19 protein-coding genes are annotated in these 18674 nt (G+C 40.1%); 2 read left to right on the top strand and 17 right to left on the bottom strand.

Annotation, left to right across the window (positions count from 1 at the left end):
- Positions 1–220: 220 nt before the first annotated feature.
- The 11 genes from MKY80_RS09490 to MKY80_RS09440 all read right to left on the bottom strand — a co-directional run bounded on the left by MKY80_RS09490 (position 221) and on the right by MKY80_RS09440 (position 9550).
- A complete protein-coding gene (locus MKY80_RS09490) occupies positions 221–1138 on the bottom strand; it encodes a hypothetical protein (protein ID WP_342532719.1) in 918 nt (305 codons plus the stop codon).
- A gap of 100 nt (positions 1139–1238) precedes the next feature.
- Entirely contained in the window at positions 1239–2921 is a 1683-nt protein-coding gene (locus MKY80_RS09485; protein ID WP_107921897.1) for a methyl-accepting chemotaxis protein, read from the bottom strand.
- A gap of 160 nt (positions 2922–3081) precedes the next feature.
- Complete coding sequence (locus MKY80_RS09480; protein WP_089984752.1) at positions 3082–3519, bottom strand: hypothetical protein; 438 nt, start codon at positions 3517–3519, stop codon at positions 3082–3084.
- Positions 3520–3873: 354 nt separating this feature from the next.
- Entirely contained in the window at positions 3874–4143 is a 270-nt protein-coding gene (locus MKY80_RS09475; protein WP_089984755.1) for a GNAT family N-acetyltransferase, read from the bottom strand.
- 15 nt (positions 4144–4158) lie between these two features.
- Positions 4159–4383, bottom strand: a complete 225-nt coding sequence (locus MKY80_RS09470) for a (4Fe-4S)-binding protein (RefSeq protein ID WP_089984757.1) — start codon at positions 4381–4383, stop codon at positions 4159–4161.
- A 10-nt stretch (positions 4384–4393) separates the two neighbouring features.
- Positions 4394–5335 (bottom strand): VOC family protein, encoded by a 942-nt coding sequence (locus MKY80_RS09465; protein WP_342532715.1) that lies wholly within the window; start codon positions 5333–5335, stop codon positions 4394–4396.
- A 177-nt stretch (positions 5336–5512) separates the two neighbouring features.
- Positions 5513–6271, bottom strand: a complete 759-nt coding sequence (locus tag MKY80_RS09460) for an alpha/beta fold hydrolase (RefSeq protein WP_342532713.1) — start codon at positions 6269–6271, stop codon at positions 5513–5515.
- A 108-nt stretch (positions 6272–6379) separates the two neighbouring features.
- Positions 6380–6904 (bottom strand): hypothetical protein, encoded by a 525-nt coding sequence (locus MKY80_RS09455; protein WP_239355047.1) that lies wholly within the window; start codon positions 6902–6904, stop codon positions 6380–6382.
- Between the two features lie 201 nt (positions 6905–7105).
- Entirely contained in the window at positions 7106–7822 is a 717-nt protein-coding gene (locus tag MKY80_RS09450) for a toast rack family protein (RefSeq protein ID WP_036125356.1), read from the bottom strand.
- Between the two features lie 109 nt (positions 7823–7931).
- Positions 7932–8315 (bottom strand): SRPBCC domain-containing protein, encoded by a 384-nt coding sequence (locus MKY80_RS09445; RefSeq protein ID WP_008179824.1) that lies wholly within the window; start codon positions 8313–8315, stop codon positions 7932–7934.
- A 29-nt stretch (positions 8316–8344) separates the two neighbouring features.
- A complete protein-coding gene (locus tag MKY80_RS09440; RefSeq protein WP_090003179.1) occupies positions 8345–9550 on the bottom strand; it encodes an MFS transporter in 1206 nt (401 codons plus the stop codon).
- A 140-nt stretch (positions 9551–9690) separates the two neighbouring features.
- On the opposite strand from MKY80_RS09440, the gene MKY80_RS09435 reads away from it, so the two are divergent.
- A complete protein-coding gene (locus MKY80_RS09435) occupies positions 9691–10563 on the top strand; it encodes a LysR family transcriptional regulator (protein WP_342532708.1) in 873 nt (290 codons plus the stop codon).
- Positions 10564–10662: 99 nt separating this feature from the next.
- Positions 10663–11532, top strand: a complete 870-nt coding sequence (locus MKY80_RS09430; RefSeq protein WP_043990654.1) for a DMT family transporter — start codon at positions 10663–10665, stop codon at positions 11530–11532.
- Between the two features lie 33 nt (positions 11533–11565).
- On the opposite strand, the gene MKY80_RS09425 is transcribed toward MKY80_RS09430, so the two are convergent.
- The 6 genes from MKY80_RS09425 to MKY80_RS09400 all read right to left on the bottom strand — a co-directional run bounded on the left by MKY80_RS09425 (position 11566) and on the right by MKY80_RS09400 (position 18368).
- Positions 11566–12555, bottom strand: a complete 990-nt coding sequence (locus MKY80_RS09425; protein ID WP_342532706.1) for a HAMP domain-containing sensor histidine kinase — start codon at positions 12553–12555, stop codon at positions 11566–11568.
- Positions 12552–13223 carry a response regulator transcription factor gene (locus tag MKY80_RS09420; RefSeq protein ID WP_008179829.1) on the bottom strand — a complete coding sequence of 224 codons (672 nt, stop codon included), beginning with the start codon at positions 13221–13223 and terminating at the stop codon, positions 12552–12554. The genes MKY80_RS09425 and MKY80_RS09420 overlap by 4 nt, the downstream gene beginning before the upstream one ends.
- 1 nt (position 13224) lies before the next feature.
- Positions 13225–14208, bottom strand: a complete 984-nt coding sequence (locus tag MKY80_RS09415; protein ID WP_342532703.1) for an alpha/beta hydrolase — start codon at positions 14206–14208, stop codon at positions 13225–13227.
- A 147-nt stretch (positions 14209–14355) separates the two neighbouring features.
- The gene (locus MKY80_RS09410; protein ID WP_089984774.1) at positions 14356–14778 is read right to left on the bottom strand and encodes a DUF1801 domain-containing protein; all 423 of its coding nucleotides are present in this window, start codon (positions 14776–14778) and stop codon (positions 14356–14358) included.
- A 48-nt stretch (positions 14779–14826) separates the two neighbouring features.
- On the bottom strand, positions 14827–16638 hold the full coding sequence (locus tag MKY80_RS09405; protein ID WP_008179832.1) for an ABC transporter ATP-binding protein: 1812 nt from the start codon (positions 16636–16638) through the stop codon (positions 14827–14829).
- Positions 16635–18368, bottom strand: a complete 1734-nt coding sequence (locus tag MKY80_RS09400; protein ID WP_089984776.1) for an ABC transporter ATP-binding protein — start codon at positions 18366–18368, stop codon at positions 16635–16637. Before MKY80_RS09400 ends, MKY80_RS09405 begins: the two co-directional genes overlap by 4 nt.
- Positions 18369–18674: the final 306 nt, after the last annotated feature.

The raw sequence follows: 18674 nt of genomic DNA, 5'->3' as shown, positions 1-18674 counted from the left end.
GCCTAAAAATGATCGTATCCTATTTATATACCGAACAGGCTTGTGGTTATTCAATTTTGTGTAAAATTACTGGATTATGCATGTATTCGTTTGTGAGGAATGAAGATTTTATGACGGTTCATGGCCGTCCTGACACGCCTCCATGTATACGTATATGAGGTGAATCAAAAAAAAACCAACAAAGGATGATTCCATCTTTGTTGGTTCTTATTACTCTCAATTATTTTTTTCTTTTCACAAAAACAAAGGCAAAAATAGCCGCGAGCACGACTAGGATAGCAATGATCCACACTGTGCTTGAGTTAGATGATGTTGTTTCATCAGTTTGCTGCTCTTCTCTTGGTGTGGCATTCGAAGACTGTACTTCTTTCGTGTCATCTGCTGCTACCTGAGCAGAGCTGATTTGCACATATTGAAGTGTGGCTGTATTGGATGCCGGTGCATCATGGCCGTCTCCATGACCTTCTTCATGATCACCATGTCCTTCTTGATTGTCATCATGTCCATGATGGTGATCTCCAGCTGTCGTAAAAATAGAACGTTCTAGCTGTTGACCTACCCAGCTTTTAGCATCCGTTGATTCTGCAAAAATGCGAGGGTGTCCTGACAGCATATACGTTTTACCGTTGATGATAATGCCCGTTTCATCACCTGTCACGACATCTTCAATAGTGCCAGTTGGACCTTCGGCAAAGCCACCCATTTGAAGAAGCGTATGACCGCCCATATCAACATCTAGGTGTTCCGTTAAGAAGGTAATATACTCCTCTTTCGTCATTGTCGCATCTGGGTTCTCTACTTCAAGTTTATGATGAAAAAGTGCTGTATTTATTTCCTTGTATGTAAGGTCGCCCTCTAAAGAAGAAATGTATTCTTCTTTTTGTGCTGCTTGTGCTAATTCATCCACTGTTGCTCCTTCAAGTCCAAAGAAGCCACCTACCCAGCTTGCAAAATCTTTGCGTGATAAGTTGTCAGTTGGGTTTAAGGCCATATCTTTGCCATTATACCCAAGGAGCCCAATACTATGTAACACCATTATGTCCTTAATAGTTGAAGTTGTTTCAGGGACATCCGTAAATAGTGTACTTTTATCCATCGTATGGGCGTAGGCAGCAGGTGCCATGAATAAAGTACTCATTAGTAATAAAAGTAAATATTTTCTCAAAATGATTCCACCTTCCAATACATTAGTATACAGCGTAAATGTGATGGAAGTTTGAAATTAACGGGTCAAATCGTTACAGTTTAAATCGGCGTATTAAACTATTTAATTGCTCGGCCATCTCTGCTAGATGCTCAGCACTATGTTTAATTTCTTCCATAGAGCTAGCGGACTGTTCAATTGTGGCAGAGGTCTCCTGTATGCCTGCCGCTGACTGCTCAGAAATAGCTGCCATTTCATCTATGGACTTATTAATCGTGACAGTATTGTGAACGACATCATCTAGCCCAGAGGACATCCCCTCAATATTTGTAGCAATGGCCTCAATTGCGTCGGCAATATGATGGAACGTTACATTGGTCGTTGTAATTTGCAATGCCCCTTTCTCCACTTCACTATAGCCCTGCTCAAGAGAAGCGGTCACTCTATTGGAACCATCCTGAATGTTACGGACGATACCTGTAATATCTTCCACAGAATATGACACTTGCTTGGCTAATTTTCGGACCTCATTGGCCACTACGGCAAATCCTTTGCCTTGTTCCCCCGCTCTGGCTGCTTCAATTGCTGCGTTCAATGCTAGTAAATTTGTTTGTGCCGCAATGGTTTGAATGACCGTGACAAGCTTTGAGATTTCTTGTGTTTGCTTGCTTAATCCATCAACCTGATCTACTGCATCCTTCACAATATCTTGAATGGCTCCCATCTGCTTAGTAGAGGAGGACATTAAGTCCCGTCCCTCCCTTGTTAAAACTATAACATCCTGAGAATAGTGCTGAACGTCTTTATTGCTTTGATGAACAGAGGTTACTTTTCCTGCAAAGTCATTCATGGAAGTCGCAACATCTGTCGTGTGGCTGGCTAGCTCATCCGTCCCACTTGCAATTTCTGTCATCGTATGGGCGATTTGGTCTGTCCCCGTCTTTACTTCTGATGTTGATTGCAATAGCTCCTCACTATGGGCCGCTACGTCATTCGATACCGTTTGAATATGCTTCAATAAGCGATTCAAAATATCCGCCATCGTATTGGTTGCCTCCATTAGCTGGCCCACTTCGTCTTTCGATTGAATTTTTAAAGGAGGACCGCTTAAATCCCCATTCGTCATTCGTTGCATTCGCTCCGTTAATGTCATAATAGGTCTTGATATACCGCGGGCACTCAATAGCTCAACAATAATCGCTATGACAAAAATGAGTATACCTACGACGATGCCAATAAGCTGCTTATTCTCCCCAGCAACTATCATGTCAGCGCCTACCTCATTGATCGCTTGCTTGCGTTGCTCTGCTAAACCTTCATAGCCTTCACGAATGGTTGTGGCTGTTGCATCCATTTTTGTGATGTTTTGAATCGCGAGCTCCGCATTACCTTGATCATAAACAGCAAATACTTGTTGTTCAATATAGCGATTCCATTCCTTCGCCATTTCTGCAAGTTTGCTGAAATCTTCAGAGCTTGTCATGGCTAATCGTTGTTTTTCGTTGCTCGCTGCACGCGCTACATTATCTTGAAAAATAGCTTTATACTTTTCATCGCCAGACAATACATAGCCTCTAGCAGCAGCTATTCTTACATCGATGGTTTGCGCTTGTCCGTAATCTGTCGTTAATAGCTGTAATTCTTGCTCAACAATTTGTTCTGTTGCATGGTTACTTTGCTTAATAGCAAAATAGTTGTACACGATATATAACGCCATGATCGTAATAACAATGCTAAAGGAAAAAACAATTCTTCTACTAATCGTTTTGAATGACATGTGCAAAAACCCCTTATTTTCCGAATCTATTCCATAAAAAGTAATCTACCATTTTCAAAGAAAGATTGGTGGCTTTAGGAATTTTTGCTATATTTCCAGAAATAACTTGGTCAATTTTGTGTATTTTATAGCATCTTCCATCATGAGTAATTTGCCCTAATCAATCCCAAGCATGAAACATGACGTCACCAATAGTTTCACTTTTGAAATAGGCAATGTTCTTCCACTCCATTGCAGATAAACTATGCAAGGCTCGGTCTTTTTCCAGTAACGTATTTAGCGTTGCTGCTTCCAAACATTTTCGCATTGGAAAATATTTGTGTAGCTGTGGTCTCGATAAAAAGGCAAAGCTAAGCTCTTCATCCAATTTTGCAAAGGCAATATACGGCATCCAGCGATGGTGAAGAATGGTCACCATTTCCCCATCTATTTCCACTAGTGCTTGCATATAGACAAAATGCGGTCGATCGATAAAATGTCGTACTTTCGCTCGCTGTTCACTTGTTGCTAAATGGTACACCATCGATTGAAACATGCGCACATCTTGTTCGATTAAATGGTCAGCATCAAAACCAGTAATTCCTTTTGTTAATCGCATCCAATCACTCCTTCATGATTGTCACTCTATGGACCTTCTATTTTAACTAGTCCTATTCCTTCCAAATCGTTCAAATTAATTAATTTACTCAAAATAGCAATCGTAAAGTGAATGAGATAAGCAAGATATAATAGAAAGCGGTATTTCTTTGCTATAGATTGGTTGTTTTACTTGGCAAGTAGCTAGATAGGAAATAAATGTATTTATTATGTATAATTAACATACAACAAAAGTGAGGTGAGGATTTGTCAAATCTTCAATTTTTAATGTTGATGTTTATTTTATTGATAGTGATTGTTAGTTTAATTAAAAATAAAAACGCACCCCGGTTTGCTGGGGTGCATCTACATAATTTTAGCCTACTACTTCTTGGTATTCAGGATGCTTTTCAAACTCAGCTTTTGCGAAGGGACATAATGGGATAACTAGTAACTTTTCTTTTTTCGCATAGGCAACAGCCGCTTTAACTAATTGCTGTCCAATATTTTGACCTCTTAGATGCTCGCCTACATGTGTATGATCGAGAATGATTCGACTTTCCCCTACACGAACGAAATGCACCTCTGCCTCACTATTTTCCTCGTTTCCGATATAAAAGGATTGGTTACCTTGTTTAATTTCCATGACATAATGCTCCTTTTAAATTTTGTATTTTAATGCGCCACTTGGACATCGATTGATAACTTCTGATACATGTTTGGCCGCTGCTTCATCTGGTGCGATCCATGGCTTTGCTTTGACATTAAACACCTCTGGCAAGCCCTTTACACATTCAGCCGCATGTTGACACATGTCCTTATCGAAATAAACGGTTATCTCTTCTCCTCTATATTCACGGTACCCCATACCTAACACGTCCCTCATTGTAAGATTATTATTCTATTGGTGTTAATTTTTCTTCAATTTCCTGCCGCCGTTCTTCTAAAAATGGTGGTAAATCTAAATGTGTTCCTAAATCCTCCACAGCCGTATCCACGGTAAAGCCTGGTCCATCTGTCGCTAGTTCAACTATTATGCCGTGTGTTTCTTTCATATAAATACTTGAAAAATAGTATCGATCCGCTTTTTTTATAATAGGAAAACCAAAGTCTTTTATTCGCTGTTCCCATTGCTCAAGCTCTTCCTTATCGTTCACGCGGATAGCTAAATGGTGAACACTACCTCTTCCTGGTTTTTCTTTAGGACCCTCTTGCTCGACAATGATAATCTGTCCTTGCAATTGGTCTTCCTCCACTTGAAAAACAGCTTCAGTTTCAGTTTTTGATCGTTCTTTGTAGCCAAATAATTGTACGATGGTTTTCGCAGCATTCTCTAAAGAGCTTACAGTTAATTCCACTGGGCCCATTCCTAAAATTTGATGAGCCATCTCTACGGATGAATCTTGCCACTTTGTCCATTCTTGTGGAATAGGCTTGTCCTGATTATTTAATAACACTAGACGTAGACCGTCTGGGTCCTCAAAATAGATCGCATCCGTGTCACCATATGTTGTGATCTCGCTGTGCTCCATCTGAAATTCATCCAATCGATTTTCCCAGTACATTAAGCTGTCGAAAGAAGGAATGAGTAAACCAATTCTTGTAATCGCATCAGTGCCGCGATGTGTACGCCCGGCGTGCGCTAATTCAAAAAATGTTAAGCCTGTACCAGGACTACCTGTCAAATCACCGTAAAATAAATGATACATACTGGGATCATCTTGGTTAACTGTCTTTTTCACGCGGCGAAGTCCTAAAATATGATGGTAAAACTGATGATTTTCATGAGCATTTTTCGTAATCATTGAAATATGATGGTGTCCTGTGATCTTTAACATCGAATATTCTCCTATCTGCTATGCTTTTAAAAGAAGACTTGTTCAACTGCGAAAACATGCTTGTGTTTGTCTTAAGAACTATGACGAAATTATTATCTCGAATTAATATATCTCTAATTCGAGATAATAATAACACGATTTTTTATAGGTAGTCAATACCCTTTGATCGTCAGTTCTTCACTTTAAAAATTGCATGATTTCCTGAAGGATTTCATCTTGCTCCCGACCTAATGTCATTAAATGCTTGGAGTTTTCAAAGCCTCTGCTAATCTTCTGCATAGAATGAACTCGCTTATAAATAGTGTCGGCACTATGCTCGTATAAGTCCTCGTCTCTTTTGCCGTAGAAAATAGCAATTGGCATCGTGATCTTCTCAAGCTGTTGCATCGTTTCTTTAATAAATCGCTGAAATCCAATCATCGCGTCCAATGGCATATCGTTAAACGGCTTCATTTCATGTGTAATTTGCTGCTCTGATTTACCCTCGATATGTTTAAAATTATAAGCGTAGTCAATGATTCTTTGTTTTAGCTGTGCTGGTTCCTTATCAATTGGTACCGATAACACAATGATTTGCTCTAGCTTTTCTAATTGGGCAAGCTTTAATGTAAAAATACCACCAATGGATAAGCCAATAACGGAAATTTTTTGATAGCCTTCATTCAGCAAAAATTGGTGCGCCTTCACCACATCTTGCCACCAGTCCTCAACTTTGTACTGTAATAACGGTTCTGGCTTATGACCGTGTCCTCTATAAAGAGGTACATAACAGGTATAGCCCTCTTCGTGGAGCTTCGTCGCCACTTTCTTCATATCTCTTGTATGGCTTGTAAAGGAATGTAAAAGCAATATTGCATGCTCATTCCCTTTCAAGTATATTTCTTTAGCCGGTAAAATAGTTAGCACCCTATCAGAACCTTTCTTCACGTTCATCATAATAGAAGGTAGCCATATTTAAGGCTACCTTCTTGTTGTATTTATAGCATAATCGAATTACATATGCCACTGACCACAGCGACATATAATGCCAAATTTTTATTGCTGTTACGCTCCCACAAATAATACAGCCTGTCCAATCGCAATAAAAAAGGCCTCATGCTGTATAGGACTGTTGTCTTCAATTTCTAGTGTAATGTCAAAATGAGTTTCGCAAAAAGTCGCTTGCCAACGCGCTATCGGCTCCTCATTCCATGTAAAGATCGACCAGTCTTCCATTTCTTTGCTGAGCTTAATTTGCTGCTCTCCATCTGTTATAAGTAAATCAGGAATCATAATTTGCCAGCCATCATAGGCAATCATATAGTCTTTCCCTGTCACTAAATCCTTGCCTCGAAAATGCACGCGACCACGACGAGATACTTTTTTACAAGTAAATAAAGGTTGGCTAGCATGATCATGGACGTCAAAACGAACAAAATAACGAAAATCCATCGTCTTATCGAATGCTTTTTTAAGAGCATTAGAATAAACACGTTGAACCGTTGATGATGTCTCTCCTGATTCATTTAAAATAGAGACCACCTCGGTAGAATCTATTTCCATTGGCTGTTTATATGTATAGGTTTTCAAACGACTCGCTCCTTCAAAACAATTGCTTCCTTTAAACTAACATAAAATATGCGCCCAATTCAAAGAATGTAAACGCCAGATGGTGCGATATCATAAATTTGTCTTACTCAAGCTTACAAGCTTAATGTGCAAATGCTTAGCATCATTTTTTTACATACAAAAAGGAGACTACTTCTTTACTAGTAGCCTCCCACATTTTCTTTATTTATCTAATTTAAATGTAATGTCTCCAACGCCGATTTCTGATTTGATGTCCAGCACAACATCTGCCTTATCATATGCTTCATTGACATAGACACCTTGGCCCTTTGAAATGAGACCCTCGATATTGGATGAACCTATGCCCTTTTCGGTTGTTAATTTGACACCAACCTTTGAAGGTACAATAATCGTCGTTTGACCTACCCCAGTTTCAATATTCGCTTTAAAGCTTTTTTTCCAATCACCGCCTAAATTGACTGTGAGATCACCGACACCCGCTTCTATATCTAGTTTTTCTAGCTGCAGTCCCTGTAAATCAAGATTGGCTAAGGAAGCACCTGTTTCTACCGTCAAATCCATCGGAATATCATCATTTAATTGGATTGCCCATGTGTTTTTAATATTGGAGATGCCCAGCTTCGTCGAGCCTTTATGTTTAATTTCAACTTCTCCTGTATCGCCGCTTACATCATAGGTAACTTGGGGGGCTAGCTTTTTAATATTATAGTCCGCCTTGCCCTCAACCCACTCCTTGGCACCACCAGTTAGATTCATTTCGCCGACACCTAAATCAATATCTACTTCTAGCGTCTTCGCTTTATCCTTTTCTACTAAGATGGTTTCTTCTTGCATTTTGTTTGGCATAAACGAAAAGCACCCCGACAAGACGAATACTGATGTGCCCATCACGACACCTAATCCAACTAATTTTTTCAATTTAATTTCCTCCCGCTATATATTCTACCAATAATTTCATTATATAGGAGTGGATAATAGAAAATACGACCCTGCGTTTGAAATTTATCTAAGACCTGAGACGTAGTAGCTACGATTGGCGTGGAAGATCCTCACCCTCTAGCAATGCTTTTAAATTAGCAAGGGACGCATCATAGCCCTGCATATTGAAGCTAACCGTTGTGCCGTTGTCCTGTTCTGCTAAAGACATCGCGATTACCGTTTCTGGAACTTCCAAGTAAAATGAAAAAATCTCATGTTTTTGGACCTGCTGGATCGTTAACTGCATTGGCAGTGGATCTGCTAGCTGATTATGGTCATTAGGCATTAAAGTAAAGGTCATCATTTCCCCTTCAGCCAGTTTAGGAATGTCCCAAGTAGAGCCTGGCGCATACCATTGTGAAAGGGATTGCTCCTCTGTTATCGCTTGCCACACATTTTCAATTGCCGCCTGAATCCAAATTGAACTACTCATCCGCAACACCCTCATTTCCTATTTTTTCATTATTTTACCGAACTTTCAGAAGAGAAGCTACGATTGGTTGTTCTCGATAAATAAAATGCTCCTACAATGACCATCATTGCTACTATATCCAAGGCCATTTGATGACTTGAAAGAATGGTAACGAGTAAACCGTAGATAGACGGAGCTAAAACAATAAAGAATTGATTGATCGTTAAAGCCGCACTAACAGTCAGTCCCACAGATTGAGGATCAGACTGCTCCGTTACACTGGCTATATATAAGGAATACCAGCCTAGTGCGAAAAAGCCCATTACACCACAAAATAACATCATTATGCTATTAGCATGTAAAACAACAGGCATACAAGCGACCATCACAAATGTGGCAAGCATAACGATTATTAGTAAGTGCTCGCGCTTCTGAGCAAAGTATCGGTCACTCAGCCAAGCAAGACCAATTCTTCCTACCATCCCTCCAAGCAAGACCAAACTCAAATACTTCCCTGCTGCTGTTAAAGAATAGCCGCCTTCCTGATGTAAATAACTCATCAAATGGGCGATGAGGATCATCTGTAAGGACATCATCACAATGCCCACAAAAAAAATCGGATAGAGTGCTCGATTGTCTTTAATAGCCTTCATCTTTTCTTTAAACGGTATTGGTGCTGCTGCCGTATTTTGCTGTTTTGGCTCCTGATACATCAATAAAAATAGTAAACCGCCACCGATTGCTACGAAACCTTGTGCCCCATGCACAGCCGTCAGATGGGAGTGATGATATAAATAGGTAAGAATGAAGGAAGCGAGAGCCCCACCGATTGGAATACCTGTTTGGCGAATTCCGATTGCTAAACCCCGATGCTTGTCTGGAAACCATTTCACGATGGCCGTACTACCTCCCGTTTGAGCACTACCGTACCAAAAGCCAACAACTATTAATACGACTAGCAATGTCGTATAATGATTCACAGGAATTAAGAGGAACGTACAGAGGCCAAGAAAAATAGAGCCCCATCCAATAATTTGTTTTTCTCCCTTTTTATCCATGAGATAGCCAAAGAAAAGCATCGAGAATATCGGTCCAATATTCACGGCAGAAACAATTAATCCTGTTTGGAATGACGTTAAGTGCCATTCCATTTGATAAAAGGAAGCAACTGGCCCCATCCCGTATGTGACAAAGGTGGAAGCTGTTTGCGAAAGCGTAGCCACCAGTAAAATGATCCATTTATAATATGTATGCATATAAACCCTCCAGAGCTATATACCGCACTATTTATACGGTACATTTAGATATCTTGAGTTTACGTTGACAGCTTGCTTACGTAAAATGGAGGAAAATGATAGCGGCTATCAAAAAATTTAATAGGTGTGTGACGAATAACATGAACATTGAAGAAATTGCCATCAAAATTGAGCTTTTAGAAAGGCAAAATTTAAGTAAATCAGCCGAAATCACCAACTATACACAGTCGGCCTTAACTTCGAAGGTAAAGAAGATGGAAAGTGAAATTGGACAGGAAGTCTTTAAACGAACACCTCAGGGCTTAAAGCTAACAGAGGTAGGTGACCACTATTTACAATTTTTAAAGCAGGTTGCCCAACAATATGAGGCTTTTTTACAAACCGTAGGATTCACGCAAGCCCATATTCAATTTGGAACCTCCCATACGACAATTAAAATATATGGTGCGTCTATCATGAATGCGCTACAAACCAGTCATAGTCCTATCGATGTGGATTTCACGGTCGAATCGAGTACATCGTTAAATCACAAAGTCCATCTGGCGGAATTAGACTGTGCATTAACGAGTAATCCAATAAAGCATTATGCCGATTTACACTATGATTTAATGACAACCGAAACATTTGAAGTCATCTCGAGCCCTGCACATGTCATCGATTTTGACAGGCAAACACCTGTGACACTCCTAGTTTTAAGTAAGGGCTGTATGTATTCGAAAGCATTAGCCGAATGGCTTACTCACAAGAAAGTCCCTTTTACAATGAAGGAAATTAAATCCGTAAGTAGTATTCTTGATTTTCTAGAAATCGAGCATACATTGGCAGTGTTAAATACGAAGTTACTGGCACTCTACCCTTGTCCTGACCTGCATTTTTATGAAATGGAGACACTTAACAAGGTCATCGAGACTGTCTTTATTTATAAAAAGGAAAACCATAAGCAGTCTTCTATACTGCAATTAAAGCAAGTAATAGAATCCTTGCTTGAAAGGAATGAGCAGGGTGATCATTAGCTCAGGTTGCTCTTTATGCGAATATTTTAAAAAGCCTATATTATTCACGCAAGCTGCACTATAATAGGTTTGATATTATTAAATACATAGGAGTACATCATGTTTTATTACATCTCATTGTTTTTGGCAGTATTTGCTTTATCTACATCAGCTATTTTTGTTAAGCTTGCGGATGCCCCGCCGGCTATTACGGCTTTTTATCGACTATTTTTTGCGATGCTCGTGCTCCTTCCCTTTTTATTAGCACAAAAGGGACTACGACAAGAGCTAGCTAACCTGTCTAAAAAACAGTGGGGACTGGGCATTCTATCAGGTCTATTTCTGTCCTGTCATTATGTTTTATGGTTCGAATCATTAAACTACACATCCGTGGCCAGTTCAACGGTTATCGTCACGCTACAGCCGTTATTCTCTTTAATAGGTAGCTATTTTTTATTTAAAGAGCGCTTTTCCAAAGGGGCTATTGTTGGCTGTTTGGTAGCGATCATCGGCTGTTTCATTATCGGCTGGCAGGATTTTCAAATTAGTGGACAGGCTCTTTATGGCGATATTCTGGCATTTATCGCAGCAGGCATTATTACAGCCTACTTTTTTATTGGGCAATCTGTACGGAAGGATTTATCACTTATTACCTATTCGATTATCGGATATGGCAGTAGCTCAATCTTCTTAGCCATTTACGCCCTCTTTATGCAGGAATCGTTTTTCGACTATCCCGCGTCCACATGGTGGTCCCTATTAGGACTAGCTGTGATTGCAACCATTTTTGGGCAAACGATCTTTAATTGGCTATTAAAATGGTTAAGTACAACCGTCATCTCTATGAGTATTTTAGGAGAAACAATTGGCACATGTATTTTAGCTTATTTTATTTTAGATGAAATGATTTCCGTTCAACAAGGGATTGGCATAATGGTCATTTTACTAGGACTTGCCCTCTTTTTACTCCAACAACGTAAATCGGCATAATAAAAAACAACGGCAAAAAATGCCGTTGTTTTTTTATGGCTGAGTAAAGCGAAAGGTCGTACCCTCCTTGCTGGATTGTAAAGAGGCTTCCATATTTATTGTTCTAGCAATATCGTGGATAATTTTCAGTCCAAGTCCACTATGTTCGATATCTGAATCAAAGCCGATGCCGTCATCACACATCCATACCTCTCCCTCTTTAATCGTCACCACTAGTTTAGATGCTTGGGCATGCTTTAATGTATTTTGAAAGACATTATCAAATAAACGTTGTAACCATAATTCATTACTTGTCCAAATTACCTCTGCATCTATTGGATGAAAATGGAGTGCAATATTTTGCATGTGGTATAAATAACTCCATTTCTTGATCATCGTTTCTAATAGAAACGCTAGATGAACTTCCTCCTGAACGACAAAGGCATTATCGCTCGTATCAAAAGACTGGTATTGCAATTCATTCGTTAAATTCGCGATATAGTGAATTTGTGCATTTAATGATTCCACCAATTTTGGTTGCTCTTGTAGTTGATCTTCTAAATAAAACAATTGCAAACGTATCGCTGTCAGTGGTGTATGGATATCATGTCTTAATTTTTGAAGCAGCTCTTTTTGGAGCTCCTGCTGTTGAGCTAACTCTAATTCCCGATAAGTCGTGCGCTCAATTAAAAGATTCACCGATTGAATTAATTGCCCTATTTCATCCTCGCTGCTTACCGTTAACGTATCGGGTATCCGTTCATTACTCGCTAGTTCCCGTATTGTTTGATTGAGCATTGTAATTCTAGTCAATAATGAATGGATGGATGTGGAAAATAGTAAGGCAAGAATCCCTAAAGACAGCACAAAGGCAAGCAGCATAACAGGATATGCAAAGGATTCATGGAACGGGATGCCATTATTTTTCGTTTTAAAAGCCTTGTCATATAGTATGGACATGAACACACTAATACCTAATAATACGATGGGCACACTCCCAATCGCTACCAACAAGAGTGTTCTATATTTAGTTTTTAATGTCATTTCTTTATATGGGTATTTAGACGATACCCCTCTCCATATATATTTTGTAAAATAATGCCTGTTGAATCGTCCAGCTTTGTCCGAATCTTTTTCATGTAGACATTGAGAATATTATGGTTGCGATCATCTAACGGCCATAAATAATCAAAAAAGTGGTCCTTTGTTAAAACTCTGTCACGGTTGTCAAATAAATAAAAGAAAATTTTTCGTTCTATGGCCGTCAATGAAATTTCGTTTTGAAGATGGTGATGAAATACTTTACGATGCTCTCCGTCAATGAATAAATGCTGTATTTGCGTAAACGTTCCATATTGTTGCACTAGCATTTTTTGGATTCTTAACAATAGCTCTCGTGGATCAAACGGCTTTGTCAAATAGTCTTCTCCAACTGTTAAACCTTCTAGCTTGCTTTCAATATCACTACGAGCTGATAGAAAAATGATGGGTATATTTAAGCCTAATTGTTTAATGTTTTTGCTTAATTGATAGCCATCCTCTCCTGGTAGCATAATATCCATAATGACTAAATCTACTTCCTGAATGAGCCTCATTATATCTCGGCCATCTGTTTTCCATATGGCTTCATAGCCTTCTCGTTGCATTATCTTTTGAAGTAAATCACCAATCATGGGATCATCTTCTACAATTAAAATTCTAAATCCTTTCATGTTAACGACCTCTCTCATCAGCATTCGTTTTTATAAACTCTATCGCTAGTTGATAGATTTCCTCGGGTTGATAAAGATATATACTATGAGTGCCACTGACCTCTTTCACTTCTGCATGGGTGAATTGCTTCGCGAAGTCTGCGTAATCCTGACGATTTTGCGCTGTATATTTTGAATGTACATTCTCCTTCGCAATAGCATCAACTATTAAAATGGGAATGTCTTGCGGCAATGAAAGCTGTTCTGATTGTAAACTATTTTCATAGACGTGTAACAGCTCATTTTTCATATCTTCATTAAAAAATTGCTTAAAGGACAACGCCTGATAGATTTCCTTTTCCTCCGTCGTTAAAAAGGACATGTTCATAACTTGCGGATTATACACCTGTGAGGGTACTAGGCGGTGTAAACCTACCTTAGTAGCTAGACTCATCCCCTTCACCATCCATCTATCGAAGGTACCCATCTTATGCTTTACATACTGACTAGGCAGGCCAATATCTAGAGCGATAATTCCCTTTACTTCTTCTGGGTATTTTTGTGCCCAGTAAATCGCTTCAAGTCCTGAAATAGAATGAGGGACAAGAATATAGGGTGGCTGAAGCCCACTTGCCAGAAGTGCCTCCCTTGTTTGCATAAGGATGGTATCAATATCTCGTTCATCATGGGCGATCTCACTAAAGCCATAGCCTGCGCGGTCCACTACTGCAATTTGATGGTGCTGCGAAAACTTACTATAAAGCCCCTTTAGCTCATAAACAGGAGCCGCAATGCCTGATCCTGCCATAAAAACATATGTATCCTCCCCATCCCCCTCCTGATAGACATTCATGCGTTGACCATGAACGTTTACCATCATGCCATTATTGTGTAAAATGGCCTCCTCTTTTTGGATTAAACTATAGTGGTATATACTGACTGCTACGATACTGAGCGTTACGATGACCCCCAAATAAATAAACATTTTCTTTATGATTTTTTTCATACGCCTCTCCTCTCCGTTGATACTTGTAAGGATACATGTGAAAAATTAATAACTAATTAATTTTCGAAGAAATGTTTACAAGATGCGTTGAGATGCTTGTCAATGAACAAAAAAAGCTGCCTACATCATGTGGCAGCATTTTTAGAGTCATTCATTTGGATAGGTTTTCTGTAAAAAGACGATAGACTGTTGAATTAGAGCCTTTAAAATATCTTCCTCGACATCAGCCAGTTTATTAATATAAACACAGGCTTTCCCTGTTGTGTGTTTCCCAAATTGCTGTAATAGCTGTTCTCGCTCACTATCACCTGGTGCAAAGTATAAACTAATTTTTGCCTTGCGAGGGGAGAATCCGACAAGTGGAGCATCGCCTTCATGGCCCGTTTGATATTTGTAATGATAATGACCAAACCCAATAATACTAGGACCCCACATTTTTGCCTCATAGCCTGAGACCTCTGTAAAAATGTCCAATAGTCGATAGGCATCTTCCCGCTTTTTTGGATGATCCACACTTTCAATAAATTCAATGACACTTGCATCGGTTTCTTTCGTCTTTAATTCATACATGTGTATCCCTCGCCTTCACAAAATCGGATTGTTCATTCCTATTATTCCCTATTCCGCCTGCTCTAACAAAAGTTTTTGTTGGAGTTGACGATACATCCCTTGTTGTTCCATCAGCTCTTGATGATTGCCTTGTTCAATAATTTCACCCTGTTGTATAACGAGTATTTGGTCTGCATTCTCGATGGTTTTCAAACGATGGGCGATAACAAAGCTTGTGCGACCCTGCATTAAATGCTGTAAACCTTTTTGAATATCGACTTCCGTTTGCGTATCCACACTGGAAGTCGCTTCATCTAAAATTAAAATATCCGCGTTCTCCAAAATGGCACGAGCAATAGCAATGAGCTGTCGTTGTCCCTGACTTAAATTAGCACCACCCGCTTGAACAGGCGTATCGTATTGTGCAGGTAAATATTTTATAAAATGATGGGCATTCGCAATTTTTGCCGCTTCCACAACCTCTTCATCCGTCGCATCCAGCTTTCCAAAGCGAATGTTTTCACGAATAGTGCCAGAGAACAAATAGGTATCCTGTAAAACCACACCTACCCGTTGGCGAATTGTAGACATTTTATACTGTTCAATATGGTGCCCATCAATTAAAATTTCACCCTGATCCACGTCATAAAACCGTGTTAGTAAATTAATAATGGTTGTTTTCCCTGAGCCAGTAGGACCAACAAGAGCTATCGTTTCCCCTGCCTTTGCCTGGAAGTTTATGTTTTGAAGAACTGGCTTCCCTTGCTCATAGCTAAACGATACTTGCTTGAAAACGACGTCGCCTTTTAAGGAAGGTGCCTCAATAGCCTGTGGTCGATCAGCTACCTCTGACGGTTCATCTATTATTTCAAATACACGCTCTGCTCCTGCAATGGCAGACTGAAAGGTGTTTAACAGATTAGATAATTGATTGAGCGGGCGGAAAAATTGCCGTGTATAGGTGACAAATGCAGCGATAATACCAACCGTCACTAAACCTTTTACTGCTAAAAGAGCTCCTGTCCCGATGACTATCGCTAGGCCAAGGTTATTCATAAAGTTATTGATAGGTCCTAATAAACCTGACGTAATCTCTGCGCGTTGTGCGGAGTTTCGCAAGTTTTCATTTTGCTGATGGAACGTGTCGATGGATTGCTGTTCCTTGCCAAAAAGCGTGAGTACCTCTGCACCTGTAATCATTTCCTCAATATAGCCATTCAGCTTACCAAGATCTCGTTGACGAGCCGCATAATTTTTACTGCTGCGTTTGATAATTTGCTTAGTAGTGAAAACAATTAGCGGAATAATGATCAAGGTCACAATCGCTAATGGCCAGCTTAATGTGAACATGGCAATACTAACACCAACGACTGTTAAGATGGACGATACAATTTGCGTCACACTTTGAGCAAGCGCTGTATTTAAATTATCGATATCGTTAGTGACACGACTCATTAAATCCCCGAGCGCACGCTGATCAAAAAATCTTAATGTGAGCGTTTGTAGTTTTTGAAACAGTTCCAGACGCAACGTCCGAATCGTTTTCATCGCCACATGAATCATGACATAGGTTTGCAGCCAGGTCAGAATAGACGCTACCGTAAAAATCACGGCTAATAGGATTCCTAGTCGAATTGTCCCGTCAATATCTTTTTTCATAATGTAATCGTCAATGATATGGCCTATCATATAAGGCCCGGCTAAGCTTAAAAACGTAGAAGCGATGACCAAGATGATGGAAAAATACAGCCCTATTTTTTGCTGTTTGACATAGTGCCAAACTCTTGTCAGTGTTGCCTTTTGATTTTTCGCCTTTTCAGCTGGCCCTCCCATACGAGGTCCACGTCCAAAATTCATTTGCTTTGGTTGGTTTTGACTCATCCTTCTTCACCAGCCTTTTGCTGTGACGCGTAAATTGCTTGGTAATGTACATTGTTTTGAAGTAGCTGTTGATGGGTTCCTTGCCCAACAATCTCGCCATCCTCTAGGACAAGAATGACATCTGCCTGCTGTATCGAGGCAATTTTCGAAGCTACCATCAATGTCGTCGTGTCTTGATAATGGGCGGCAATGGCCTGCTGCACATGTTTTTCTGACGCACTATCAAGGGCTGAGGTCGTGTCATCCAGCACGAGAATAGCTGGCTTTCGAACGAATGCCCGACTTAAAGCCAAGCGTTGCTTTTGCCCACCAGAGAGATTTGTAGCCCCCTGTGACAGCTCATGTGCTAAGCCCTTATCAAGCCGCTCCACAAATTCACTAGCACAGGCAGCGTCCAATGCCTGTTGTATTTCCTCTGCCGTTGCGTGTTCATTACCAAGGCGAATATTTTTTTCAATCGCTCCAGAAAACAATAAGGCCTTTTGTGAGGTAAATCCGATATGGTCCCGTAACGTGGCTAAAGAGTACGTTGAAAGCGGTTTGCCATCCAAGTAAATGGCGCCACCTGTTGGATCGAAAAGGCGAGGTAATAGCTTTACAAGTGTTGATTTACCGCTACCCGTTTTTCCAATGATGCCTACTGTTTGCCCTGGCTTCACAGAAAACGAAATGTTTTTAAGAACATCCTCCGCCGTTTCATAATAACGATAACTCACCTGATCAAATTCAATAGCTCCTTTTATAGCATCTGTCCATGCATGTTCTGCTTCCTTAACGGCAATGTCCTTGTTTAAGACATCCACAATTCGTTCTCCCGAAGGCAATGCACGCGCAATTTGCATCAGCACCATACTAGAAGACATTAAACCATTTAAGATAATGGTTAAGTAGTTAATAAATGCGAGAATAACCCCAACCTTTAATGTCCCTGCCTCGACCTTAATAGCTCCAAGCCAAAGCGCCGCAACTATCCCTAGGTTAACGACGAACATCGTAAATGGCACAAGCACCCCTATAATTTGTTCTGCAGTGATGAAGCGTTTTGTCAGCCCATCATTCAGCTCACCAAATTGGGATACCTGTTGGGTTTCACGGCGAAAGGCTTTAACGACACGGATACCCGCTAAATTTTCCTGTAGCTTCGTATTCACTGCATCAATAGCCTCTTGGACGCGACGATAGAGCAGCCCCGAATACTTCGTGAAAAAATACATAGCCACAATCAAAATCGGCACAATGATAAGAAGTATTGAAAAAAGCTCCCGTGCGGTTACAAAGACGATAATGACTGCCCCGATAAAGAGTAGTGGTCCACGCACAAAAATACGTAGTGTCATCATAAACGCGCGTTGAATACTTTCCACATCACTCGTTAAAATAGTAATTAACTTACCTGTCGTAAAGTCATCCCGCTCCTTAGCTGAATAAGTCATCATTTTCTCATAGAGAGCCTGTCGAACATCCGAAGCAAAATGAATCGCTGCCTTCGAGCTGTAATAAGAGCAGCCAATCCCACCAACAAGCCCAATCACCGCACTTGCTAGCATCCATACAAACATGCTTAGCACATAAGCATGATCCCCATTGGCAATCCCTGTATCAATCATATGCTGCATAATCGTCGGCTGAATTAAATCCATTGTCACCTCCAGCACCATGAGAAGAGGCGCTATTAAGGTGAAAAATTTATAGGGCTCCAAATACTGCCCTAACTGTTTTATTGCCTGCATACATTCGTCTCCGTTCTATTTAAATCCCATTCGTTCCTCATTATAACTGAAAACTATTCCCATTTGGCACTATTTTTTCGAGACTCGTAATATTTGAGATTTAACTAATTGAGGAGATATCGTCGAGCTTATGGCTGACATCCATCCAAATAAAAAACCCCCATGCCTATACAAAGGGCACTGAAAAAGTCCATATCTTTTTTTCATTTGGCACTGTGACTCTACTGTTGTTTTCCGAAGCATTCCGCTCGCTTTCCGCGGGCGAGCGCCGAGTCTCCTCCTACGCTTCGCTTCGTGCGGGGTCTC

Source organism: Lysinibacillus sp. FSL R5-0849, assembly GCF_038595075.1.
GTDB classification, from domain to species: Bacteria; Bacillota; Bacilli; order Bacillales_A; family Planococcaceae; genus Lysinibacillus; species Lysinibacillus fusiformis.
Note: the sequence above shows the minus strand (reverse complement) of the source record. Positions and strands in the feature narration are given on the sequence as shown.